Here is a 24069-nt window from a genome sequence, read left to right on the forward strand (position 1 = left end):
GGGTGCCTCCCGCCCGGGCGGGAGGCACCCTTCCATCCACTGTGGATTCGCTCAGTCCGGCGGCCGGATGCTGACGACCTCGACGCTGGTCTTGCCTTCCGGAGTCGGGAAGCTGACCTTCTCCCCCGGGCGACTCCGGGCCACCGCCAGGCCCAGCGGGCTGTCGGAGGTGAACGTGGTGTCCTCCTCGCCGTCGGGGATCTCCTCCGGGATCGCCACGACGCGGTAGGCCTGCGTCGCGCCGTCGGGCAACCGCAAGGTCACCTCGGTACCGGCCGCCAAGCCCCGGACGCCGGACGGCCCGCCGGCGAGTATTCCTTCCAGTTCCGCGATGCGGTCGTCGATCGTGACGAGCTCGTCACCGCCCTGCAACTCCTGCGCGGCGTCGCCCCGGTCCCCGGACTCATCGCCCTGCCTCAGCTCGTCGACCAACTGCTGCCGCCGCGCGCGCAACGTGCGGATCTCCTCGGTCAACCGAGCCCGCCCCACCGCGGATTCCTCGCCACCCATGATCGATCCCTTCACCGGCACCCGACTGCCATCAGCGGTTGCCCGGCCGCGGGCGAGGCGAAACCGGCGGGCGCGGTTGCGGAGCCCGCCGGCATCCCCGCAGGCCAACGGGCTCCGCCGCCAGGCGGCTCACTCCTCCCGGGCGGCCACGATCGCGTCGAGCGCAGCGGTGATGTTGGCCTCGGCAGCGGCCTTCTCGATGCCCAGCCCGGAGAGCACACCGGTGCCGTCCTCGTTCTCCAACAGCGCGAGCAGGATGTGCTCGGTGCCGACGTAGTTGTGCCCCAGCCGCAGCGCCTCCCGGAAGGTCAGCTCCAGCGCCTTCTTCGCCGCGGCGTCGAACGGGATGAGCGCCGGCACCTCGTCGGCGGCAGGCGGCAGCGCCTCGGCCACGGACTCCCGGACGGCGTCCGGCGACACGCCCTGAGCGACGATCGCCTTCGCGCCGAGCCCGTTCGGCTCGCCCAGCAGCCCCAGCACCAGGTGCTCGGGCCTGATCTCGACGCTGCCCGTGGTGCGGGCCTCGGCCTGCGAGAGGACCACGACATTCCGCGCCCGGTCGGTGAACCGGGCGAATCCCTGGCTCATGTCGAGGCCGGCGTCGGTCTTCGGCACGAACCGCTTCTGGGCGGCCTGCTTCGAGACGCCCATGCTCTTGCCTATCTCGGTCCAGGAAGCGCCGGACCTCCGGGCCTGGTCGACGAAGTGCCCGATCAGGTGATCGGCGACCTCCCCGAGGTGATCGGCGGCGATGACGGCATCGGAGAGCTGGTCGAGGGCGTCGGGGCGCGCCTTCTTGATGGCCTGGATCAACGCGTCCAGCGAAACGTGGTTGGAAACCTGCACTTTGTCCATGCGTCAACCATAGGTTGACGTTCAGGTGTCGTCAACCACGAGTTGACGATAGTCCGGGAGTCGCCGCCCCAGGGCACGGGCGAACGCCAGGGCCTCGGCGTCGACGGATTCCGCCCGGGCGGCCGACCGGAGCCAAGCGGCGAGGGGCCCGGCCAGGGCAGGCGAAAGAGCGGCGATCCACCGAGCGCTCCCGGCCCGCGCCTCCGCGACGTGCTCGGTCGAGCCGCCACCGAGATCCGCAACGACATCCGGCCTGGTCGCGAGCAATCCCCCGACCAGCCAATCGCCACCGGTCGAAACGGCGGCAAGTCGCTCAAGCGCCTCGGCCGCCCCCAGCAGCTCGTCCCGCCCACTCGCATCCACGCCCACATCATCCAGCCATCCGCCGAACCTGTCGGTCGCCGGGCACACAGCGAGCCCCGGAGGTGCTAATCTGACCTCGGTCGTATTGAATTCTGAGTTCGTGTTCTCGGCACGCTCGCAGGACGAGTTGCGGGCGAGCTTCTCCCTTTGGTTCAGCTGAAGTGGTAGCCGTCTGAAACTACGGCCCGGGTTGCCGCACCGGCGGCGATCCGTCTTCAGTTCCACAGAGGAGACAGTAAATGGCACAGGGAACCGTCAAGTGGTTCAACGCCGAAAAGGGCTTCGGCTTCATCGCCCCCGACGACGGCGGCGCTGACGTGTTCGTCCACTACTCGGCGATCGACTCCAGCGGCTTCCGCACGCTGGAGGAGAACCAGCAGGTCAACTTCGAGGTCACGCAGGGCCCGAAGGGCCCGCAGGCCAGCAGCGTCCGCCCGCTCTGAGCATCCTCAGACGCTAGCGGTTAATAATACCGACGCGGCTCCTCCCGACGGGAGGAGCCGCGTCGCGTTTCCGGCGCCCAGGCATCCCTGCACGGAACGAGCCGAAACCGCTAGCGGCGCCCGACGGCGCACGCCGCAGTCACCGGCAGAGTCAGCCGAGCCGCACCGGCAGTTCACCGGGCAGGCTCGGTGAGCCGCCCGAGCAGGAACCGGCGCAGAAGAGATCCGGCTGCTGGGAGATCAGTGCGGCGCCTGCGCACCGAGTTCGACCACCAGCACGCCGCCGATGATGAGCGGCTCCGTCCCGGTCGCCAGCCGTTCGATCCGGTCGATGACCGCGGCCCGCATGGCCTGGTCGTAGCCGGAGGTCCCGCTCGCGTCGGCCATCCACAACCCGTCCGCCGCCAGCCGGGCCACGGCCATGTCGACGGACCGGGAGTCCGGAGCGGACGTGGGCTCTTCCAGCCACCGGCGCTGCATCGCGCGCCACGGCGCGAGCCAGTCCCAAGCTCCAGCACCCCGCCAGAACCACGGCGATCACGACGCGCCAAGCAGCAACGACGACACGGCTCGTGGGGCCGAGGTTCACCTGACCCCACGAGTCGTGTCGTCGGACGTCTGCCTCAAGCGGTCATCGTGACCGCTGTCCTACTTGTCGAGCTCGATAGGCGCGGTCGACACGTCGTCGGCCGGCTTCGCCGGCACGGTGGGCGTGCCGGGCGGCAACACCTCGGCAGGCTGGCATTCGATCGGCTCCCCCGGCAGCGACGGGATCGACACGTCGTCGGCCGGCACCGCCGGCACGGTGGGCGTGCCGGGCGGCAACACCTCGGCAGGCTGGCATTCGATCGCCGTGGCCTGCTTGCTCTCATTGGCCGGCGAGTTCGTGGTGCTGGCGAACGCGACTCCACCGGCACCGAGCATGATGGCCAGGCCGGCGACGACCGTCGCCACCTTCCGCGAGGACGACATGTGAGATTCCCTTCTGCATGCGGACAATCGCACTCCGGCGGTCGTACCGCCGGCGCAACCGCGGCATCGGGCCGCGGTCTGGTCCCATCCAGCCAGACCGCGGTTATCGCCAGCGTCTGATGATCTCCATATGCAGACCGTATGTCCCGGCGAGGATCATGTAGTCCTCGTGCCGGCCGGTGACCGGCCGGCGTAGGCGGGTGTACCAGGTGGCGCCTGGTGGCAGGAGGATGAACGCGTGCGGGTGCTGGTCGTGGAGGACGAAGCCTTCCTCGCCGAAGCATTGCAGGCCGGTCTTCGCCGCGAAGGCATGGCGGTCGACATCGCCGGCGACGGGGCAACAGCCCTGGAGAGCGTGGCGGTCAACGAATACGACGTGGTCGTGCTCGACCGCGACCTCCCCGGTGTGCACGGCGACGATGTGTGCCGACACGTGGTGGCCAGCCGACCCGGCTGCCGGATCCTCATGCTGACCGCGGCCGGCGGTCTGGCCGACAAGGTCGACGGGCTGCGTCTCGGCTCGGACGACTACCTGGTCAAACCGTTCGACTTCCCCGAACTCGTCGCCCGGCTGCACGCCCTACGACGACGCGCCGCCGCAGCGCACCCCCCAGTGCTGACCTACGCCGACCTCCGGTTGGACCCCGCGCGCCGCGACGCCCGCCGCGGCGACCACTCCTTGCGGCTGACCCGGAAGGAGTTCGCCGTCCTGGAACTGCTCCTGCGAGCGGACGGGGCGGTGCTCAGCGCGGAACACCTGCTGGAGAAGGCCTGGGACGCCCACGCCGACCCGTTCACCAACGCCGTCCGAATCACCATCTCCACGCTGCGGCGCAAACTCGGCGACCCACCCATCCTGCACACCGCTACCGGTGTCGGCTACTACCTCGCCGCCACCACGTGAGCATCCACGCCACGCTGCGAAATCGGCTGTCCATCCGGCTGCGGCTCACCCTGCTCTACGGGGGCACGGTGCTGGCCTGCGGCATCGCGTTGCTGCTCACCGTGTACGCGTTGATGCGGTACATCCCGAGCTACGAGCTGCAGCCCGCCACCCCCATGCCGGAAGCTGTGGTTCCGGCCATCCCCGCCGACGACATCGGGCCGGCGATCGTCACGATCACCAGCAAAGACGACATCTTGATGACGCTGCTGCAACTGTCCGGCGTGGCGCTGATCGGGTTGGCCCTGATCTCGTTCCTGCTCGGCTGGGTCATCGCCGGGCGCATGCTCGCCCCCATCCACCGCATCACCCGGACGACACGCACCGTCGCAGGCCACTCCCTGCACGAACGCATCCACCTCGATGGCCCCCAGGACGAGTTCACCGAACTCGCCGACACCATCGACACGATGCTCGACCGGCTGCACGCCAGCTTCCAAGCCCAGCAACGCTTCGCCGCCAACGCTTCGCACGAACTGCGCACCCCGCTGGCGATCACGCGCACCATGCTGCAGGTCGCCATCACGCACCCCCGCGACCACGATCTCGCCACCCTGGCACCCAAACTGCTGGCCACCAACGAACGCAGCATCGCAACAGTGGAAGCGCTGCTCGCCCTGTCCCGAGCCGACCACGGCATCCACGACGCAAAGCAGGTCGACCTCGCCTCGGTCGCGGCGCACGCGCTGGAACAGGTGCGAACCGAAGCAGGCGCCAGCCGGATCGCCGTGCACGACGAGCTGCACCCGGCCACCGTGAACGGCGACGAGGACCTGCTCCACCACTTGCTGACCAACCTGCTGCACAACGCCGTCCGGCACAACCACGCCGATGGCACGGCACGACTGACCACCACCGCCCGGGACGGCACCGCCATCATCACCGTCACCAACACCGGCGAGCCCGTCACATCCGAAGAAGCCAACCGGCTGTTCGAGCCGTTCTACCGAATCCGCGCCCGCACTCACACCAACGGACACGGCCTCGGCCTAGCCCTCGTCCGCGCCATCGCTCACAGCCACCACGGTGCCGCCACCGCCACCCCCAACCCCGGCGGCGGACTGACCATCACCATCGCCTTGCCCACCGCCAGATAACCCACCCGACCGGGTCCTGCCGACTGCGCAGGCGACCACAGTGGACGACCGGATCAAGATCATCCAGATGACACGCAAAAGCCCGCTGACCTGGTATTTCACCTCGGATCAACGGGCTGTGACGATGGTGGGCGCAGTAGGGTTCGAACCTACGACCCCTTGCTTGTAAGGCAAGTGCTCTTCCGCTGAGCTATGCGCCCCTTTGGTGGCCGTCCGGGTTCATCCGATCGGATCACTTCGAACACCCTACCGGTGTTTCACGCCACGCTCGGCACCCGGTCGGCCACCGCTTCGCTCAGGCCTTGAGCTCGGCGAGCGCCTTCTTCCAGACATCCTGGTCGCGGGCCTCGCCCGGCTGGTTCACCTCGGCGAAGCGGACCTTGCCCTCGGTGTCGATCAGGAACGTGCCGCGGTTGGCCATGCCGGCCGCCTCGTTGAACACGCCGTAGGCCTTGGCGATCTCGCCGTGCGGCCAGAAGTCCGACAGCAGCGGGAAGGTGTAGCCCTCCTTCTCCGCCCAAGCCTTGAGCGCGAACGGCGAGTCGACGGACACGCCGAGGACCTGGACGTCGTCGTTCTGGAATTCGCCGAGGTCGTCCCGGACCTGGCACAGCTCGCCCTGGCAGATGCCGCTGAACGCGAACGGGTAGAAGACCAGCAGCACGTTCTTCTTGCCGCGGAAGTCGGCCAGCGAGACCTTCTCCTTGTTGAAGTCCGGCAACGTGAAGTCCGGCGCCTGCGCGCCGACCTCGACCGTCATGAGGAATCCTCCTGATCGACGTGACCTTGTCATCGCCGAACCTACACCGAGCCGACCGCCGTGGGCACCGATGGCGAGCACCGGTGCCCACGGGGTGGACATGCGCACAGCACTAGCGACGGCCGATCAGCGCTTGGCCTTCGCCTTTCGGTAGGCCAACCTGGTACCCATCCATCCCTCGCCGAGGCTGACCTTCCCCGTCTGGGCGAGGTTCGCCGTCGATGCCGCCTCTGAGATGTCGGCCGGCTCGACGTAGCCCTCCCGGCCGGTCTTCGGGGTCAGCACCCAGATGACCCCTTCATCTGACAGCGGCGTCATGGCATCGAGAAGCGTGTCCGTCAGGTCACCGTCGTCTTCGCGCCACCACAGCAGCACGACATCGACCACTTCATCGGCATCTTCATCGAGGATTTCGCTCCCGCAGCGCTCCTCGATCGCGGCTCGGACGTCGTCATCGACGTCTTCGTCCCAGCCGAGTTCCTGGACAACCATCTCCGGCTCGATGTCGAGCCTCTCGGCGACGTCGGCTTCGCCTTTACCGGCGTCTCCCGCGGCGACCACGGTTTGCTCACTCCTCCAATGCACCGGTGCGACGACCCTTGGACGCCGCACACCTTCCAGATCTGGCGGATAGCGAACACTGCCGACCGCCATCCGCGCAACTGCTGACGGCACGACACGCCGTAGCAACGCGTTGGGATTCGACTCTAGACCGGCCGGCACGACATCAACAGCCTGGTTCTCCGCCGGTGTGCGCATCGGTGGCCGAGATGGTGGACCATGAGGGTGTCGGACATCACTGCCCGGCGCCCTGCCACGTCCACGACGTAGTCGAGGAGTTCCCTTGTCCCCGCTCAACAACGACGTCCCCATGCCCGCGCAGCGGGTGCGGGTCATCCGGGACGGTCTCGCCTCCCACCTGCCGGACATCGATCCGCAGGAGACCGAGGAGTGGTTGCAGTCCTTCGACTCGGTGCTGTCGGCCAACGGACAGCAGCGCGCCCGCTACCTCATGCTGCGGCTGCTCCAGCGCGCCCGCGAATCCGGCGTCGGCGTCCCCTCGCTGACCAGCACGGACTACGTCAACACCATCCCCACCGAGCAGGAGCCGTGGTTCCCCGGCGACGAGGAGACCGAACGCCGCTACCGGGCCTGGATGCGGTGGAACGCCGCGATGATGGTGCACCGAGCGCAGCGGCCGGGCATCGGCGTCGGCGGCCACATCTCGTCCTTCGCGTCCTCCGCCAGCCTCTACGAGGTCGGCTTCAACTGGTTCTTCCGCGGCAAGGACCACCCGGGTGGCGGTGATCACCTCTACATCCAGGGCCACGCCTCCCCCGGCATCTACGCCCGCGCGTTCCTGGAGGGCCGGCTGTCCGCCGACCGGCTCGACGGGTTCCGCCAGGAGTACTCGCACGCCGGTCCAGGCGGCGGCCTGCCGTCCTACCCGCACCCGCGGCTGATGCCGGACTTCTGGGAGTTCCCCACGGTCTCCATGGGCCTGGGGCCGATGAACGCGATCTACCAGGCTCGCTTCGACCGCTACCTGCACGACCGCGGCATCAAGGACACCAGCCAGCAGCGCGTGTGGGCGTTCCTCGGCGACGGCGAGATGAACGAACCCGAGTCGCGCGGGTTGCTGCAGGTCGCGGCCAACGACGGGCTGGACAACCTCACCTTCGTGATCAACTGCAACCTGCAGCAGCTCGACGGGCCGGTGCGCGGCAACGGCAAGATCATCCAGGAGTTGGAGGCGTTCTTCCGCGGCGCCGGCTGGAACGTGATCAAGGTGGTCTGGGGCCGCGAGTGGGACGCGCTGCTGCACTCCGACCGCGACGGCGCCCTGGTGAACCTGATGAACACCACCCCGGACGGCGACTACCAGACCTACAAGGCCAACGACGGGGCGTTCGTCCGGGAGCACTTCTTCGGCCGCGACCCGCGCACCAAGGAGATGGTCAAGCACCTCACCGACGACGAGATCTGGGGCCTGCGCCGCGGCGGCCACGACTACCGCAAGGTCTACGCGGCCTACAAGGCAGCAACCGAGCACCACGGCCAGCCGACCGTGATCCTCGCGAAGACGATCAAGGGCTACGGCCTCGGCCCGCACTTCGAGGGCCGCAACGCCACCCACCAGATGAAGAAGCTGACGCTGGACGACCTGAAGCTGTTCCGGGACAGCCTGCGGATCCCGATCAGCGACGAGGACCTCGACCCGTACCTGCCGCCGTACTACCACCCCGGGCAGGACGCGCCGGAGATCCAGTACCTGCAGGACCGGCGCCGGCAGCTGGGCGGCTACCTGCCGGAGCGGCGGGCGAAGGCCAAGCCGCTGGTGCTGCCCGGCGACAAGGTCTACGAGGTGGTCCGGCGCGGCTCCGGCAAGCAGGAGGTCGCCACCACGATGGCGTTCGTCCGGCTGCTCAAGGACCTCGCCAAAGACCGCGAGATCGGGCCGCGGATCGTGCCGATCATCCCGGACGAGGCCCGCACGTTCGGCATGGACTCGATGTTCCCGTCGCAGAAGATCTACAACCCGCTGGGCCAGCTCTACACGCCGGTGGACTACCAGCTGATGCTGGCCTACCGGGAGAGCGAGCAGGGCCAGATCCTGCACGAGGGCATCAACGAGGCCGGCTCGACCTCGTCGTTCACCGCTGCGGGCACCAGCTACGCCACGCACGGCGAGCCGATGATCCCGGTCTACATCTTCTACTCGATGTTCGGCTTCCAGCGCACCGGCGACAGCTTCTGGGCGGCGGCCGACCAGATGGCGCGCGGGTTCGTGCTCGGCGCGACCGCCGGGCGGACCACGCTGACCGGTGAGGGCCTGCAGCACGCCGACGGGCACTCGCAGCTGATCGCCGCGACGAACCCCGCGGTGGTCGCCTACGACCCCGCGTGGTCGTTCGAGGTGGCGCACATCGTCAAGGACGGCCTGCGGCGGATGTTCGGCGAGAACGCCGAGGACGTCTTCTACTACCTGACCATCTACAACGAGCCGTACCGGCAGCCGGCCGAGCCGGCGGACCTGGACGTCGACGGGCTGCTGCGCGGCCTGTACCGGTACCAGGCCGCGCCGGGCGGCTCGGGGCCGCGGGCGCAGATCCTCTCGTCGGGCGTGATCATGCCGCTGGCGCTGAAGGCCCAGCAGATGCTGGCCGAGGAGTGGGGTGTGCAGGCCGACGTGTGGTCGGCGACGTCCTGGTCGCAGCTGCGGCGCGAGGCCGAGGCCGCCGACCGGCACAACCTGCTGCACCCGGAGGCGGAGCCGAAGGTGCCGCACGTCACCCGGGCGCTGGCGGACGCCGCCGGCCCGGTGGTCGCGGTCAGCGACTGGATGCGTGCGGTGCCGGACCTGATCCGGCCGTGGGTGCCCGGCGACATGGTCAGCCTCGGCGCCGACGGGTTCGGGTTCTCCGACACCAGGCCGGCCGCGCGGCGGGTGTTCCTGGTGGACGCGGAGTCCACAGTGGTCGCGACGCTGGCGGCGCTGGCCCGCACCGGCCAGGTGGACAAGGCCAAGGTGGTCGAGGCGACCCGGCACTACCGGCTGGACGACGTCCAGGCCGCGGGGCCGCAGACGTCGGATCCCGGCGTCGCCTGATCGGGGACCGACCGCGGGGCGCTCGCCGGGTGGCGGGCGCCCCGCGGTGTGCCGGGCGCGGGATCAGACCGCGTGCAGGCCCGGGTCGCGGTCCTGGGTGACGAAGCTGGCCGCCGTCGTCGCCGGGGCGCCGGCGCTGGAGACGTACGGCAGCACCCGGTAGTCGGCGCGGACCAGGTTCGGGGTGATCCGGGTTCGCACGTAGCCGCGGCGGGCGCTGTAGAAGTGCACGTGCTCGTTGGCGGCCTTGATCTTGTCGCCGCCCGCGTTCGTCTCCGAGCCGTCCCGGCCGGAGGTGACCGACGTGGTGGTGAGCTCCACGGCGACGTTGCGCGAGTCCGGGTCGTCGAAGTCGGCCTTGATGTCGGCGGCCCAGTGCGAGTGCACGTCACCGGTCAGCACCACGACGTTGCGGGCGGCGTCGAAACCGGCCTTGACCCGCTGGCGCGATGCCTGGTAGCCGTCCCAGGCGTCCATCGGCAGCACCTTCGCCGGGCCCGGATCGTGGTCCATCTGGGCGAACCAGACCTGCTGGCCGAGCACGTCCCACCGAGCGCGGGAGTCGCGCAGCCCGTCCAGCAGCCACACCTCCTGGTCGATCCCGGTGATGGTGCGCTGCGGGACGTGCAGGTCCGGGCCGTCCGGCTTGTTGCCGTCGCCGTACGCCTGGTCGTCGCGGTACTGGCGGGTGTCGAGCATGTGGAAGTTCGCCAGCGAACCCCACGCGCGCCGCCGGTAGAGCTGCATGTTGATGCCGCTCGGCATCGACTCCCACCGCAGCGGCATGTTCTCGTAGTAAGCCTGCAGGGCGTCGCGGCGCCGCTGGAGGAACGCCTGCCCCTGCGTCTCGGACTTCGCCTCCGGGATCTCGTCGGCCCAGTTGTTCTCCACCTCGTGATCGTCGAAGACGACCAGCCAGGGGGCGACCGAGTGCGCGAGCTGGAGGTCCGGATCGGTCTTGTACTGGGCGTGCCGCTGCCGGTAGCCGGCGAGCGTGACCGTCTCGGGGCCGTGCACCTCGCGCACGTCCTTGCTCGGGTTGGCGGCGTACTCGTACTGGTAGTCGCCCAGGTGCAGGATCAGGCCCGGCTCGTCCTCGGCCATCCGCCGGTAGGCGGTGAAGTAGCCCTCGCCGTAGTGCGCGCAGGAGGCGAAGCACATGGTCAGCTCGCCGAGCGCGCCCGGCGCCGGGGCGGTGCGGGTGCGGCCGACCGGCGAGATCTCGCCCCGGGCGCGGAACCGGTAGAAGTACTCCGTCCCCGGGCGCAGGCCGTTGGCCTCGACGTGCACGCTGTGCGCCGACCGCGGTGCCGCGTCGACGTGCCCGCGCTGCACGACATGCCTGAACCGCTCGTCGGTGGCGACCTCCCAGTCGACCTTGATCTCCTGGTTCGGCATCCCGCCGAGACCGTCCTCGGCGAGCGGGTCACGGGCCAGCCGCGTCCACAGCACCACGCCGTGCGGCAGCGGCTCGCCGGAGGCGACGCCGAGGGTGAACAGCTGGCCGGGCCGGGTCGGCCTGCCGACACCGCGGAGATCCGTCGCCGAAGCCGGGAGGGCGGGCGCTGCTGCGGCGAGCACGGCCCCGCTCACCAGGACCGAACGACGGGACAACGGGCTTCCGGACACCTGGACTCCTCACCACGGGCGTTGATCGCCAGCGATCTTCGCCCGGGGAGTCGAACGGCCGGGCGCACCCGCATGGCCGCCGGATGAACACCCCACTCCGGTCCCGCACGGGTGATCCGTGGCAGTTTCAATTGAAACTGCGGTCAGCCCCCGACGGCGGCGCTCTCGCGGGTGCGCTGGACGCGTGCCGTGCGGTTCCAGCTCCACCAGCCGTGGACCACCAGCGCCGCGAAGACGACGTAGATCGCCGCGCTGAAGTACAGCCCGGAGGCGATCTGCAGCGGCACGCCGACCGCGTCGACGGCCAGCCAGACCAACCAGAACTCGACGAGGCCGCGGCCCTGCGCCCAGAACGCGACCAGGGTGCCGATGAAGATCCAGGCGTCCGGCCACGGTGCCCACGAGGCGTCCAGCGCGGACAGCAGCAGCGCGAACGCGGAAGTGCCCAGCGCCAGCGCGGAGATCAGCACGAGCCGTTCGACGACACCGGCCTTGCGCACCACGACGCCGTAAACCGGGTCGCTGCGCCGGTTCCAGGCCCACCAGCCGTAGACGGAGATCAGCAGGATCATCACCTGCCGGATCGCCAGCCCGCCCAGGTGGGCGGAGGCGTAGACGGCGAACAGCAGCACCGTCGCGGACACCTGCACCGGCCAGGTCGCGAGGGTCCTGCGTTGCGCGAGGAAGACGACGGCGAGCGCGCACAGCTGCCCGACCAGTTCCGCCCAGGAGATCTTCTGGCCCAGCACGGTGAACCCGTTGTCGAGCACCCATTCCGCGATTGCCTGCACGCCCGCTCCTCCCGCCGGATGCGAACGCACCGGGGTACACGCGGGAAGCCGACGTCGACGACCGCCGGCCGGACACGCCGACGGCCGATCGCGGCCGCCCGTGCGCTGCCTCTCATCCGGACTTTCACCGTCGGTCCCGGAATTCCACCGGATCGGCCGACACCTCCGCGTGGAGGCGCCGGTTCGCGGACTTTCACCGCCGGTTCGGATTTTCACCGACCCCGGAGCGCACGACTTCGTTCGATCTGCTCAACATCGTGCGCCCGGAGATCTGTTCCGCACCCGATACGTGGTTTGGATCACAGGATCGATCTACCCGGAAAACCGGTTGCGCCCGGTCGGCGCACCGATGATCGTTGCCTAGTGACAGCACTTCCCGGACGTCTGGAAGCAGCCCCGCCGGCATGAGTCGGCCGCTCGTCCTGCTGTTGGCGCTGACCTGCGGCGTGGCCGTGGGCAACATCTACTTCCCGCAGGCGATCAGCCCGCTGATCGCAGCAGGTCTGCAGGTGCCGCCGGAATCGGCCGCGCTGGCGGTGACGGCGGCGCAGTTGGGCTACGCGGCCGGGATCTTCCTGCTGGTTCCGCTCGGCGACCGGATCCCGCACCGACCGTTGATCGTCGCCCTGCTCGGGATCACCGGGATCGGCCTGCTCGTCGCAAGCGCCGCGACCGCGCTGCCGGCCCTGGTCGGCACGAGCGTCCTCGTGGGCGCGACGACCGTGATCGCGCCCATCATCGCTCCCATGGCGGCCGGGCTGGTGGCCGATGACCGGCGCGGATCGGTCACCGGCGTGCTGCTGAGCGGCTCGATCGGCGGGATGCTGCTGGCCCGCACGTTCGGCGGAACCATCGGGGAATGGCTGGGCTGGCGAGCGCCCTACGCGGTGGCCGGAGTGCTCGCGCTGCTCGCCGCGACCGCCTTGGCCTTCTCGCTGCCGACGACGGTCCCGGCATCCCGGCAGCGGTATCCGGCGCTGCTGGCCGAGTCGCTGCGACTGCTGCGCGCCGAGCCCGAGCTGCGCCGCTCCTGCTTCTACCAGGCGACGATCTTCGCCGGTTTCACCGCCGTCTGGACCGGCGTCGCGCTGCTGCTGACGGGCCCGGTGTACGGCCTTGGTACGTCGGCGGTCGGGGCGCTCGCCCTGGTCGGCGCGGCGACCATGATCTGCACGCCGCTCGCCGGGCGGCAGGCGGACCGCCGGGGGCCCGATCCGGTCAACCTCGTCTGCATCCTCGGCGTGCTCGCGGCCGCCGCCGTTCTCGCGGTCGGCAGCCTCGGTGGGGCGCTCGGCTTGGCGGCACTGGTGGTCGGCACGCTGCTCCTCGACGTCGCGATGCAGTCCGGCATGGTCGCCAACCAGGTGCGGATCTTCGCGCTGCGCCCCGAGGTGCGCGGCAGGCTCAACGCGGCCTACATGACGTGCGCGTTCCTCGGCGGCAGCTTCGGTTCCTGGCTCGGGGTGCGCACCTACTCCCGGTTCGGGTGGCCGGGTGTCTCGGTGCTCTTGGCGCTGCTGGCGGGGCTTGCGCTGACCCGCCACCTGTCGCACCGGCGACGCGCCGTCGCCGCTCGTTTGCCCTGAGTGACAACGAAATTCGCGCGCGACGAACCGGGATGGCCGATCGAACACGCGTGCCCCGGCCGGTAGACTCGATCGGCAGCAACTCGAAGGGGGCACGCCGGGATGAACGACACCGATCGCGCCATCCTCGACTTCGAGCTGGAGCACTGGCATTACCAGGGCAACAAGGAACGGGTCATCCAGGAGCGCTTCGGCTTCTCCCCGAACCGCTACTACCAGCGGCTGAATCGCCTGCTGGACGAGCCCGAGGCGCTCCAGCAGCAGCCGGCCCTCGTCAAGCGCCTCCAGAGCCGCCGCGACCAGCGGGCCCACCGCCGCATCGTTCGCGACGCCTGACCGAATCTCCGAGCCCTCCACATCGGCCCGCACGCCGACGGGGCGGATTGCCGCTTCCGCCTGAAATCGGGCTTCTCGCCCCCAGTCGCATCCATCGCCCGTGATCACGCTCATGCTCACCTAAGTACAACGAACGTTGCACTTATTGTCATAATCGTTGTACTTTTCATCCGTGATCAACGAGAAGATCCTGGTGATCGGCGCCTCCGGCAAGGTCGGACGGCAGGCCGTCACCCTCCTGCAGAACGCCGGCGCCGAAGTCCGCGCGATGGTCCGGAATCCCGCGGCCGCCAAGCTCCCCGATTCGACGGAGGTGGTGCGCGGCGATCTGCCCTCGCTGCACTCCACCCTGGACGGAATCGACTCCGCGTTCCTGATCTGGCCGATGGCCTCCGTTCCGGCAGATCCGGCCGTCGTCGAAGCGATCGAGGAGCACGCCCGCCGGATCGTCTTCCTGTCCTCGGCGGCGGTGCGCGACGACGTGGCGGAGCAGGTCGGCCCCATCGCCGGTTTCCACCACGCCGTCGAGCACCAGATCGAGCGCTCCGGTCTCGAATGGACATTCCTCCGCCCATACGCGTTCGCGTCCAACACGCTGGCCTGGACGCCGGAGATCCGCCGCGGCGACGTCGTGCGCGGGGCCTTCAGGGCGGCGTCCATGACGCTGATCCACGAGCACGACATCGCCTCGGTCGCGGCACACGTGCTCACCAACGGCGGATTCAGCCCACCGGTGGCGGACCCGCTGATCGCTACGCCTGCTGGCGCTGGGCGTACTGCTCCGGGGTGAGTTGGCGGTCCTGCTGGATCCGCACCAGTTGCGCCAGCAGCGGCGCGGCCTGGTCCGGCGGGAGCGCCTGGAACGCCGCCTTGATCGCTTCCGCGTCGGCCCCCTGCGCCGGAGCCGCGGAGGTCTGCTGCTTCGCCACCACCTCGTTGACGAGGTCGACGAGCATCGCGACGATCGTGCGCGGGCCGATCTCGGTCTGCCAGCCCTGGATCTCGCCCTTCGGCCCGCGGGGACCGAGCAGCTCGTGTTCCAGGCGGCGCAGAATCGCGTCCTGCTCCGGGTTCATCACGTCCTCCTGATCCCTCTTGCCGAGCTCGGCGCGGAACTGGTCCATGTCGACGTGACCTGGGTCGATCTTGCCGGTGACGCTGGTCTCCTTGTGGCCGCGCGCGGCGTCCATCGGGCGCCCGAGGTGGTTGAGCACCGCGGTGGTCGCCTTGAGCGCCGCCCGGTACTGCTCCGGGCTGGGCCCTTGGTCCACGCCCTGGTAGTCCCATTCGAACCCGACGTAGAGGGTGTTGCCGTCGCCCTCGGGGTTCGGCCCGGAGGCCTTCGCCTTGCCGGCGTGGTTGGCCCGACCGGCGGCGATCATGTGCACGACCCCGTCGAAGCCGATCACCGCGTGGCACAGCGGCCCCGCCAGGTCGGGGCGTCCGTCGATGCACAGCTGCACGCTCGGCGCGGGGTTCTCGTAGGACGCGGGCGTCGCGGTGTGGTGTTCCAGCACGCCGACCGGAGCGGGCTGCGACCCCGAGGTGGCGGTCCGGTCCCGCCAGCCGTCGGTCTCGACCACCGTCAGCCCGGCCGCGCGCAACACGTCCGCGAGCCAGACGAGAGGCAGAGCCACTACTGATCACCTCCCGGCTTGATCCGTTCTCCCATGGTGTCGCGACCGCGCGCGGGCGACCACGGCCAAGTGCGTGAAAAAGGCCGGGACCCACCCACCGGGTGAGTCCCGACCTTCGGCCAGGCGTGGCGCGCGGTCACGCGTGGCCGCTCACGCCCGCGTCGCCGGTCTCCGGCTTCGCGCCGTTCTTGCCGTTCTCCGCCGGGCCGCCGGCGGAGCCGGTGGAACCGGAAGAGCCGGAGAACTGGGCCTCGGCGCTGTCCAGCCACCGGCCCCAGCGCTGCTGCATCGGCTTGATCAGGCCGCCGCCGACGCCGACGATGATCACGCCGGCCAGCGCGGCCAGCGCCGCGATCAGCACCGGGGTGGTCACGGTGAGGGCGATGCCGAGCTGGTTGAGCGCGGCGATCACGCCGAGGGCGACGATGAAGCCGAAGGTGATCTTGGCCAGCACCGGCCCGATCGGGCGGCCGCCCAGCGCGCCGCGGATCAGGTCGCCGACGGCGCGGCCGATCGCCGCGGCCACCAGCACCAGCACGATCGCCACCACGATCCGCGGCAGGAACAGCACCACCGTGTCGATCAGGTCCTTGATCGCGTTGGGCCCGAAAACGCCCAGCGCCAGCTGCACGAAAATGAGCAGGATGAAGTAGTAGACCAGTTTCACCAGCAGGCCGGAGATGTCGATGTTCGATTTCGACGTCATTTCACCGAGCCCGGACTTCGCCAGCAGCCGGTTGAAACCGAGCCGGGCGAACACGATCTGGATCGCCTTGCCGATCGCCTTCGCGATCAGCCAGCCGACCAGCACGATGATGAGGAATACGACCAGCTTCGGGACGAAGGTCGCAATTGCGACCCACGCCTCTGCGAGTCCCTGCTGGAGAGCTCCCACTTGAATTCACCTCGATAGAACAAAACCCGATTCGCGTGTGCCGGAGATCGTTTCCTGCGACGGCTTTACCGGCAACCGCGACAGGCCCCTCGAAAGGGCGATTCATTTCCCTCGATCGGGTCGATGCCGACGAAGGAGGCCGCCCCGACCGTGGGATCAGCCGTCCGCGGCGGCCCGAGCCCCCGGCGGTACCGCAACGCCGTTCCCCGGGGCCCGGGCCCCGGCGCGCTGTGAGCCGGCCCGCACCGCCGGCCGCTGGCCGCCGGAGCTGATCGGCGGCATGCGATTCTGGAGGCATGAGTACCGAACGCGCAGGTGAGCGGGATACCGGTACGCAGCGTCAGCTCTCCGCCGCCACGCTCCGCCGCCTCGAACGGGGCACCGGCGGGCTGGCCAGCGCCAGCGTCAGCGCGATGGAACAGCGCCTGCCGTGGTTCCGGCGGTTGCCCGCCGACCAGCGGGCGAGCGTGCTCCTGGTGACGCAGACCGGCGCCACCAACTTCGTGGCGTGGCTGCAGGACCCGACCGAGGCGATCCGGCTGACCGCAGAGGCCTTCCGCGCCGCGCCCCGGGACCTGTCCCGGTGGGTCAGCCTGCGGCAGACCCTGGAGCTGGTCCGGGTCGCGATCGACGTGCTCGAACAGCAGCTGCCGGAGCTGGCCTCCGAGGAGCACGAACGCATCCTGCTGACCGAGTCGATCCTGCGCTACACCCGCGAGATCTCCTTCGCGGCCGCCACCTCGTACGCCGCGGCCGCGGAGGCCCGCGGTGCGTGGGACGCGCGGCTGGAAGCGCTGGTGGTCGACGGCATCGTGCGTGGCGACGCCGAGGAGTCGCTGCTCTCCCGCGCCGCCGCGCTCGGCTGGGAGCCCTCGTCAGAAGCGACCGTGCTGGTCGGCAACGCCCCGTCCGACGACCCGCCCACCATCGTCTACCAGGTGCGCAGCCGCGCGGCGCGGGTCGGCTGCCCGGTACTGCTCGGCGTGCAGGGCACCCGGCTGGTGGTGGTCTTCGGCGGCCCGGGCGACGCGCGCACCAACGAGGAGGCGGCCAAGCGGCTGTCCGAGGCGTTCGACGACGGGCCGGTCGTGGTCGGGCCGACCATGCCGAGCCTGGCCGAGGCGCACCGGTCGGCCGGCGATGCGATGTCCGCGCTGCGGGCCGTGGTGGCGTGGCCGACCGCGCCGCGCCCCGTGCCCTCCGGCGACCTGCTGCCGGAGCGGGCGCTGGCCGGCGATCCGGAGGCCGAGCGGCAGCTGGTCGAGCGGATCGTGCTGCCGCTGGTGGACGCCGGCGGCGCGCTGATGGAGACCGTCGACACCTACCTGGAGGTCGGCGGTGTGCTGGAGAACTGCGCTCGGCAGCTGTACGTGCACCCGAACACGGTCCGGTACCGGCTGCGCCGAGTGGCGGAACTCACCGGCCACACGCCGTCCAACGCCCGCGACGCCCACGTCCTGCGGGTCGGCCTCGCCGTGGGCAGGCTGGCCAAGTCCCGCGGCCTCTGGTGACGCGGTGATCACGCGCCGCAACAGGGCTTTACCGGTGTTCACCGATCGGTCACCAACCGGACACAGCCGACAACGATTCTCCTCCTGGCCGGGTTCCCCCATCCCCGCGCTTGTAGACACTCCACAACTTTGCGGTCCGGACTTCGTCTCTGTCGACATCACGTCGATCGCACCCGGACGTGTTCAGTAGCAAGGGTGATCGCGCTTCTAGCCCCCGGACAGGGGTCGCAGACCCCAGGGATGTTGAACCCGTGGCTCGAACTGGACGGCGTCGCCGAACGCATCGCCGCCTGGTCCGAGTCGACCGGCCTCGACCTGCTCCGCCTCGGCACCACCGCCGAAGCGGACGAGATCAAGGACACCGCGGTCACCCAGCCGCTGGTGGTGGCGCTGTCGCTGATCGCCGCCGACGAGCTGCGCCGCCGGGTGACGATCCCGGCGGACACGCCGGTCGCCGGGCACTCCGTCGGTGAGCTGGCCGCCGCCGCCATCGCCGGCGCCCTGACCTTCGACGACGCGGTCTCGCTCGCCGCCGTGCGCGGCCGGGAGATGGCCGCCGCGTGCGCGCTGGAGCCGACCAGCATGTCCGCCGTGCTCGGCGGGGATGCCGACGACGTGGTCGCCCACCTCGAGCGGCTCAGCCTGGACCCGGCCAACCGCAACGGCGCGGGCCAGATCGTCGCCGCCGGGCGGGTGCCCGCCCTCGAAGAGCTCGCGGCCGAACCGCCGGCCGGCGCCCGGGTGCGGCCGCTGCCGGTGGCCGGCGCCTTCCACACCCGCTTCATGGCGCCCGCGCGGGAAAGCCTGGCCCAGCACGCGGAGAAGGTGACCGCCACGGACGCGGCGCTGCCGCTGCTGTCCAACGCCGACGGCGCGGTCGTCACCGACGCCGCCGAGATCGTGAGCCGCCTCGTCTCGCAGGTGACCAGCCCGGTGCGCTGGGACAGCTGCATGGCGGCGCTGGCCGATCGCGGTGTCGAGGCCGTGGTGGAGTTCCCGCCCGCCGGAACCCTCAGCGGCCTGGTGCGCCGCGAACTCAAGGGCGTCAAGGCCGTCGCTCTGAAGACCCCTGCCGACCTGGACAAGGTCGCCGATCTGCTCGGGAGCGACGCGTGACGCGACCCCGCCTCACCCAGAACCCCATTCCGGCCGCCACCCGGCTGCTCGGCTTCGGGAGCACGCAGGGCAACCGGATCGTCACCAACGACGACCTGGCCAAGATCGTCGACACCAACGACGAGTGGATCCGGCAGCGCGTCGGCATCATCCACCGCCGCCTCGGCGACGACGACCAGACCGTGGCCAGCATGGCCGTCGAGGCGGGTGCCAAGGCGATCGCGGACGCGGGCCTGACACCGTCCGATGTGGACCAGGTGATCGTCGCCACGTGCACCATGCAGGGCGGCATCCCCAACGCCGCGGCCCAGGTCGCCGACCAGATCGGCATCAAGGCCAAGAGCGCCTACGACCTCAACGCCGCCTGCGCCGGATTCGTCTACGCGCTGTCCACCGCCTCGGACGCGGTGCGCTCCGGATCGGCCCGCAACGTGCTGGTGATCGGCTCGGAGCGGTTCCAGGAATGGCTGGACTGGGAAGACCGCGCGAACTGCATCATCTTCGCCGACGGTGCCGGTGCCGCGGTGGTCGGACCGGCCGAGGAGCCGGAGCTCGGCCCGGGCGTGCTGGGCAGCGCCGGCGACCTGGTGGACACCATCTACCTGCGCGACGCCAAGTACATCTACCAGGAGGGCCAGTCGGTCTTCCGGTGGGCGACCACGCAGATCGCGCCGGTGGCGGCCCGGGCCGTCGAGGCGGCCGGGCTCCAGATGTCCGATGTGGACGTCTTCGTGCCGCACCAGGCGAACCTGCGGATCGTCGAGGCGATCGCGAAGAAGCTGAAGTCGCAGGGTGCCCGTGACGACCTCGTGGTCGCGCGTGACATCGTCTACTCCGGCAACACGTCGTCGGCATCCATCCCGCTGGCCATCGACCACATGCGGGCGGCTGGGGAGATCCCCAGCGGTGCCGTGATGCTGCTCGTGGGCTTCGGAGCCGGGCTGTCGTACGCGGCCCAGGTCGCCATCTGCCCCTGAGCCCACCCCAAAGCTGCCGCAGGCCACCGGCTCGCGGTGCGGAACGCAAGAACCAGGAAGGAACTACCCGTGTCGAACGAGGAAATCACCACCGGTCTCGCCGCCATCGTCGAGGAGGTCGCCGGTGTCGACGCCGCCGACGTGACCGTCGACAAGTCCTTCGTCGACGACCTGGACATCGACTCGCTGTCCATGGTGGAGATCGCCGTGCAGGCGGAGGACAAGTTCGGGGTCAAGATCCCGGACGACGAGCTGGCCAACCTCAAGACCGTCGGTGATGCGGTGGACTACATCACGAACAACGCATGACCACGGATGTCGTGATCACCGGGCTGGGCGCGACGACACCGCTTGGCGGTGACGTCGCGTCCACCTGGGACGGATTCGTCAACGGCGCCAGCGGCGTCCGCCGGCTGGAAGCCGAGTGGGTGGACCGGCTCGAACTCCCGGCCAAGATCGGCGCCCCGCTGCTGGTCGACCCGAGCGAGGTGCTGCCCCGCGTCCAGCTGCGGCGCATGGACCGCTGCGAGGCGATCGCCGTGATCGCCGCCCGCGAGGCCTGGGCCGACGCCGGGTTCGAGCTGCCCACCGACGACGACGAGCCGGTCGACCCGGACCGGCTGGGCGTGTCGCTGGGCACCGGCATCGGCGGACCGGTCACGCTGCTCCAGCAGAACGAACTGCTGCAGCAGCAGGGGCTGCGCAAGGTTTCGCCGCTGACCGTGCCGATGCTGATGCCCAACGGCCCGGCCGCGATGGTCAGCCTGGACGTGCGGGCCCGCGCCGGTGTGCACTCCCCCGCATCGGCCTGCGCCTCGGGCGCCGAAGGCCTGGCCAAGGGCTTCGAGATGATCCAGCACGGGCATGCCGACGTGGTGGTGGCCGGTGGCGCGGAGGCCTGCATCCACCCGATCACCATCGCCGGCTTCGCCCAGGCCCGGACCCTGAGCACCCGCAACGACGACCCGGAGCGGGCCTCCCGCCCGTTCGACGTCGACCGCGACGGGTTCGTGATGGGCGAGGGCGCCGGCGTGGTCGTCCTGGAGAGCGCGGAGCACGCCAAGGCGCGCGGCGCGCGGATCTACGGCCGGCTGGCGGGCGTGGGCATCACGTCCGACGCCTACCACATCACCGGCAGCCCGCCGGACGGCCGCGGCCAGGTCGCCGCGATGCGCAAGGCCCTGCAGACCGCGGGCCTGCAGCCGTCGGACATCGGGCACGTCAACGCGCACGCGACGTCCACCGTGGTCGGTGACATCGGCGAGGCGAACTCGGTGCGCAAGGCGATCGGCGACGGTGCGGTGGTCACCGCGCCGAAGGGCTCGCTGGGTCACCTGGTCGGCGGGGCCGGCGCGGTCGAGAGCATCCTGACGATCCTCTCGCTGCAGCGCGGCATCATCCCGGCGACCCGGAACCTGGAAACGATCGATCCGAAGATCGAGATCGACGTGGTCGCCGACAAGCCGCGGCACGTCGAGCAGACGGCAGCGATCAACAACGCCTTCGGCTTCGGTGGGCACAACGTCGCGCTCGCCTTCGCTAGGGCATGACCGTTCGCGCATGGGACGGGCTGGGCGTCCGCTCAGCCCGTCCTTTAGCGCTCTGCGGTACGACAACCGCACGCGGTCGGCCGCCGTCAGCGGCGCCAACCACGCCCACGGCGGCCTTCCCCACACCGAACTTCCGGAGGAACCGATGACCGCAGTGGCCACCCGGCCGGAAACCGAGCAGGCGCAGCGGGATCCGCGCGACCCCGACGTGCGGCTGGAGCAACTGCTCGACCCGGAGTCGATCGAACCACTGCACCCCCGCGACAACAGCGGCATGTACGCGGTGCGCGGTCGCATCGACGGCACGAGGGTGATCGTCTACTGCAGCGACGCCACCAAGATGGGCGGTGCGCTCGGCTCCGAGGGCTGCGGGCACATCGTGGACGCCATCGACATGGCGGTGCGCGAGCGCTGCCCGGTGATCGGCGTGTGGCACTCCGGCGGCGCCCGCATCCCGGAGGGCGTGGAATCGCTGGACGGCATGGGCCAGATGTTCGCGGCGATGATCCGCGCTTCCGGCCGCGTCCCGCAGATCTCCGTCGTCGTCGGCCCGGCCGCCGGTGGCGCCGCCTACGGCCCGGCGCTGACCGACGTGGTCATCATGTCCCCCGCCGGGCGCGTGTTCGTCACCGGCCCGGACGTGGTCCGCAGCGTCACCGGCGAGCAGATCGACCAGGAGGGGCTCGGCGGGATCTCCGCGCACGGCGCCAAGTCCGGCGTGGTGCACGTGACCGCCGCGGACGAGGCCGACGCGTTCGTGCGGGCGCGCCGGCTGACCGGGCTGTTCGCCAAGCCGGGCCTGTTCGACCTGCACTCCGTGCAGGACGAGGACGACCTGCGCGCGTTGCTGCCGGACCGCCCGCAGCGCGCCTACGACGTCAAGCCGGTGATCCGCGGCATCCTGGACACCCGCTCCGATGGAACCCCGGACTTCGAGGAACTGCAGGCCAAGTGGGCCCCGAACATCGTGGTCGGCCTGGGCCGGCTCGGTGGCCGCAGCATCGGCGTGATCGCCAACAACCCGCTGCGCAAGGGCGGCTGCCTGGACTCGCTGTCGGCGGAGAAGGCCGCCCGTTTCGTGCGGATGTGCGACTCCTTCGGCGTGCCGCTGCTGGTGCTCGTCGACGTGCCGGGCTACCTGCCCGGCGTCGGCCAGGAGTGGGGCGGCGTGGTGCGCCGCGGCGCGAAGCTGCTGCACGCCTTCGGCGAGGCCGTGGTGCCGCGGGTGACGCTGGTGACCCGCAAGTCCTACGGCGGCGCGTACATCGCGATGAACTCCCGCGCGCTGGGCGCGACCACCGTGTTCGCCTGGCCGGAGGCCGAGGTCGCGGTGATGGGCGCCAAGGCCGCGGTCGGCGTCCTGCACCGCAAGGCGCTCGCCGCCGCTCCCGAGGAGGAGCGCGAGGCCCTGCAGGACGAGCTCATCGAGGAGCATGAGCGCGTGGCAGGCGGCGTCGGCCGGGCGATGTCGATCGGCGTGGTCGACGAGGTCATCGACCCCAAGACGACCCGCCGCCGCATCGCCGAGGCGCTCGCCGCGGCCCCCGCCGGACGCGGCTCGCACGGCAACATCCCCCTCTGACCTGCTGAATTGGACGAAAAGGGGCCACCTCCGCGATGGAGGCGGCCCCTTTCGTCCTCTGTGGACCTATGACCACACCCCGGTGGGAGCGGTCCGCTTCGCGTAGTCCCGGAAGTCGCGGGGCTCGCGGCCCAGCGCCCGGTGCACGCCGTCGGCGAGGTGGGCGTTGCGACCGTCGAGCACCTCGGTGAACAGGTGGCCCAGCATCGCCACGACCTCGGCCGGGACGCCCTGTTCGACCATCCCCGCGGAGAACTGCTCGACCGTCACCGGCAGGTACTCGATGTCCCGGCCGGTCGCCGCGGCGATCTCGCCGACCGCTTCGGCGAAGGTGAGCAGCCGCGGGCCGGTCACCTCGTACACCTCACCGGCGTGGCCGTCCTCGGTCAGCGCCGCGACCGCAACCTCGGCGATGTCCTCGGCGTCGACGAACGGCTCGGCCACCCCGTCTACCGGCAGGACGACCTCGCCGGCCCGCACGGACTCCACCAGGAAGTCTTCGCTGAAGTTCTGGTGGAACCAGCTCGCGCGCACCACCGTCCACTCCGCACCGGATTCCCGCACCGCTTGCTCGGCGCGCTGCGAGCCGATTTCCCCGCGGCCGGACAGCAGCACCAAGCGCCGGACGCCGTTGCGCACCGCCAGCTCGGCGAACGAGCCGACCGCCTCGGCGGCCTCCGGGATCGCCAGATCCGGCTGGTAGCTCACGTAGGCCGATCCGACGTCGCGCAGCACCGGCTCCCAGGTGCTGCGGTCCTCCCAATCGAACCGCGGCGTCGCCGAACGCGACCCGATGCGCACCGGGATGCCCTTGGCCGCGAGTCCCGCGGCCACCCGGCGGCCGGTCCGGCCGGTGCCGCCGAGGACGAGTGCTGTTTTCTGCGCCTTGTTCGTCATGGCTCCAGC

General features: G+C 70.4%; 24 protein-coding genes, 1 tRNA gene, 1 pseudogene and 1 riboswitch. Of the genes and pseudogenes, 13 read left to right on the forward strand and 13 right to left on the reverse strand.

Annotated features, from left to right (window positions below; genetic code table 11):
* Positions 1–51: 51 nt before the first annotated feature.
* The 3 genes from ACWEV3_RS00360 to ACWEV3_RS00370 form a co-directional block, all read right to left on the reverse strand.
* Positions 52–510, reverse strand: a complete 459-nt coding sequence (locus tag ACWEV3_RS00360; protein WP_452611799.1) for a GreA/GreB family elongation factor — start codon at positions 508–510, stop codon at positions 52–54.
* A 129-nt stretch (positions 511–639) separates the two neighbouring features.
* Positions 640–1365, reverse strand: a complete 726-nt coding sequence (locus ACWEV3_RS00365) for a Clp protease N-terminal domain-containing protein (protein WP_452611800.1) — start codon at positions 1363–1365, stop codon at positions 640–642.
* A gap of 21 nt (positions 1366–1386) precedes the next feature.
* Positions 1387–1953, reverse strand: a complete 567-nt coding sequence (locus ACWEV3_RS00370) for a hypothetical protein (RefSeq protein WP_452611801.1) — start codon at positions 1951–1953, stop codon at positions 1387–1389.
* Positions 1954–1967: 14 nt separating this feature from the next.
* On the opposite strand from ACWEV3_RS00370, the gene ACWEV3_RS00375 reads away from it, so the two are divergent.
* On the forward strand, positions 1968–2171 hold the full coding sequence (locus ACWEV3_RS00375) for a cold-shock protein (protein WP_093273004.1): 204 nt from the start codon (positions 1968–1970) through the stop codon (positions 2169–2171).
* A 240-nt stretch (positions 2172–2411) separates the two neighbouring features.
* Here the strand turns inward: ACWEV3_RS00375 and ACWEV3_RS00380 are convergent.
* Together ACWEV3_RS00380 and ACWEV3_RS00385 are read right to left on the reverse strand one after the other, a co-directional pair.
* Positions 2412–2660 (reverse strand): annotated as a pseudogene (locus ACWEV3_RS00380) (hypothetical protein); the annotation flags it as partial.
* A gap of 159 nt (positions 2661–2819) precedes the next feature.
* On the reverse strand, positions 2820–3125 hold the full coding sequence (locus tag ACWEV3_RS00385) for a hypothetical protein (RefSeq protein ID WP_452611802.1): 306 nt from the start codon (positions 3123–3125) through the stop codon (positions 2820–2822).
* A gap of 256 nt (positions 3126–3381) precedes the next feature.
* On the opposite strand from ACWEV3_RS00385, the gene ACWEV3_RS00390 reads away from it, so the two are divergent.
* Entirely contained in the window at positions 3382–4047 is a 666-nt protein-coding gene (locus ACWEV3_RS00390; protein WP_452611803.1) for a response regulator transcription factor, read from the forward strand.
* Entirely contained in the window at positions 4044–5183 is a 1140-nt protein-coding gene (locus tag ACWEV3_RS00395; RefSeq protein ID WP_452611804.1) for a sensor histidine kinase, read from the forward strand. Before ACWEV3_RS00390 ends, ACWEV3_RS00395 begins: the two co-directional genes overlap by 4 nt.
* Before the next feature lie 125 nt (positions 5184–5308).
* On the opposite strand, the gene ACWEV3_RS00400 is transcribed toward ACWEV3_RS00395, so the two are convergent.
* The 3 genes from ACWEV3_RS00400 to ACWEV3_RS00410 form a co-directional block, all read right to left on the reverse strand.
* Positions 5309–5383, reverse strand: a tRNA-Val gene (locus tag ACWEV3_RS00400).
* 95 nt (positions 5384–5478) lie between these two features.
* The gene (locus ACWEV3_RS00405) at positions 5479–5943 is read right to left on the reverse strand and encodes a peroxiredoxin (RefSeq protein WP_093273006.1); all 465 of its coding nucleotides are present in this window, start codon (positions 5941–5943) and stop codon (positions 5479–5481) included.
* Between the two features lie 126 nt (positions 5944–6069).
* Positions 6070–6504, reverse strand: coding sequence for a DUF3052 domain-containing protein (locus ACWEV3_RS00410; protein ID WP_093273008.1), 435 nt, complete (start codon positions 6502–6504; stop codon positions 6070–6072).
* Between the two features lie 310 nt (positions 6505–6814).
* Between ACWEV3_RS00410 and aceE the strand changes: the two genes are divergently transcribed.
* Positions 6815–9553, forward strand: coding sequence for a pyruvate dehydrogenase (acetyl-transferring), homodimeric type (gene aceE / locus ACWEV3_RS00415; protein ID WP_452612224.1), 2739 nt, complete (start codon positions 6815–6817; stop codon positions 9551–9553).
* A gap of 63 nt (positions 9554–9616) precedes the next feature.
* Here aceE and ACWEV3_RS00420 read toward each other — a convergent pair whose 3' ends face one another.
* Complete coding sequence (locus ACWEV3_RS00420; protein WP_452611805.1) at positions 9617–11182, reverse strand: alkaline phosphatase D family protein; 1566 nt, start codon at positions 11180–11182, stop codon at positions 9617–9619.
* Positions 11183–11325: 143 nt separating this feature from the next.
* Positions 11326–11973, reverse strand: a complete 648-nt coding sequence (locus ACWEV3_RS00425) for a nicotinamide mononucleotide transporter family protein (RefSeq protein ID WP_452611806.1) — start codon at positions 11971–11973, stop codon at positions 11326–11328.
* A 98-nt stretch (positions 11974–12071) separates the two neighbouring features.
* Positions 12072–12207: riboswitch (FMN riboswitch) on the reverse strand.
* A 170-nt stretch (positions 12208–12377) separates the two neighbouring features.
* On the opposite strand from ACWEV3_RS00425, the gene ACWEV3_RS00430 reads away from it, so the two are divergent.
* The 3 genes from ACWEV3_RS00430 to ACWEV3_RS00440 all read left to right on the forward strand — a co-directional run bounded on the left by ACWEV3_RS00430 (position 12378) and on the right by ACWEV3_RS00440 (position 14685).
* Complete coding sequence (locus ACWEV3_RS00430) at positions 12378–13559, forward strand: MFS transporter (RefSeq protein ID WP_452611807.1); 1182 nt, start codon at positions 12378–12380, stop codon at positions 13557–13559.
* A gap of 102 nt (positions 13560–13661) precedes the next feature.
* Positions 13662–13895 (forward strand): DUF3263 domain-containing protein, encoded by a 234-nt coding sequence (locus ACWEV3_RS00435; protein WP_132488029.1) that lies wholly within the window; start codon positions 13662–13664, stop codon positions 13893–13895.
* 172 nt (positions 13896–14067) lie between these two features.
* The gene (locus tag ACWEV3_RS00440) at positions 14068–14685 is read left to right on the forward strand and encodes an SDR family oxidoreductase (RefSeq protein ID WP_452611808.1); all 618 of its coding nucleotides are present in this window, start codon (positions 14068–14070) and stop codon (positions 14683–14685) included.
* Here the strand turns inward: ACWEV3_RS00440 and ACWEV3_RS00445 are convergent.
* Positions 14648–15532 carry a peptidoglycan recognition protein family protein gene (locus ACWEV3_RS00445; protein ID WP_452611809.1) on the reverse strand — a complete coding sequence of 295 codons (885 nt, stop codon included), beginning with the start codon at positions 15530–15532 and terminating at the stop codon, positions 14648–14650. The genes ACWEV3_RS00440 and ACWEV3_RS00445 overlap by 38 nt on opposite strands.
* 136 nt (positions 15533–15668) lie before the next feature.
* Positions 15669–16427: a membrane protein gene (locus ACWEV3_RS00450; RefSeq protein WP_452611810.1), complete on the reverse strand. Its 759-nt coding sequence runs from the start codon at positions 16425–16427 to the stop codon at positions 15669–15671.
* Positions 16428–16723: 296 nt separating this feature from the next.
* On the opposite strand from ACWEV3_RS00450, the gene ACWEV3_RS00455 reads away from it, so the two are divergent.
* From ACWEV3_RS00455 to ACWEV3_RS00480, 6 genes are all read left to right on the forward strand, one after another.
* A complete protein-coding gene (locus ACWEV3_RS00455) occupies positions 16724–17938 on the forward strand; it encodes a PucR family transcriptional regulator (protein ID WP_358581635.1) in 1215 nt (404 codons plus the stop codon).
* A gap of 195 nt (positions 17939–18133) precedes the next feature.
* Positions 18134–19054, forward strand: coding sequence for an ACP S-malonyltransferase (locus tag ACWEV3_RS00460; RefSeq protein WP_452611811.1), 921 nt, complete (start codon positions 18134–18136; stop codon positions 19052–19054).
* Positions 19051–20031, forward strand: a complete 981-nt coding sequence (locus ACWEV3_RS00465; protein WP_452611812.1) for a beta-ketoacyl-ACP synthase III — start codon at positions 19051–19053, stop codon at positions 20029–20031. Before ACWEV3_RS00460 ends, ACWEV3_RS00465 begins: the two co-directional genes overlap by 4 nt.
* A 69-nt stretch (positions 20032–20100) precedes the next feature.
* Positions 20101–20340, forward strand: coding sequence for an acyl carrier protein (locus ACWEV3_RS00470; RefSeq protein WP_452611813.1), 240 nt, complete (start codon positions 20101–20103; stop codon positions 20338–20340).
* On the forward strand, positions 20337–21581 hold the full coding sequence (locus ACWEV3_RS00475; RefSeq protein ID WP_452611814.1) for a beta-ketoacyl-[acyl-carrier-protein] synthase family protein: 1245 nt from the start codon (positions 20337–20339) through the stop codon (positions 21579–21581). The genes ACWEV3_RS00470 and ACWEV3_RS00475 overlap by 4 nt, the downstream gene beginning before the upstream one ends.
* Positions 21582–21726: 145 nt before the next feature.
* Entirely contained in the window at positions 21727–23163 is a 1437-nt protein-coding gene (locus tag ACWEV3_RS00480) for an acyl-CoA carboxylase subunit beta (RefSeq protein ID WP_452611815.1), read from the forward strand.
* 66 nt (positions 23164–23229) lie between these two features.
* Here ACWEV3_RS00480 and ACWEV3_RS00485 read toward each other — a convergent pair whose 3' ends face one another.
* Positions 23230–24060, reverse strand: a complete 831-nt coding sequence (locus tag ACWEV3_RS00485; protein WP_452611816.1) for an NmrA family transcriptional regulator — start codon at positions 24058–24060, stop codon at positions 23230–23232.
* Between the last annotated feature and the right edge of the window lie 9 nt (positions 24061–24069).

Source organism: Saccharopolyspora sp. NPDC003752 (assembly GCF_053605825.1).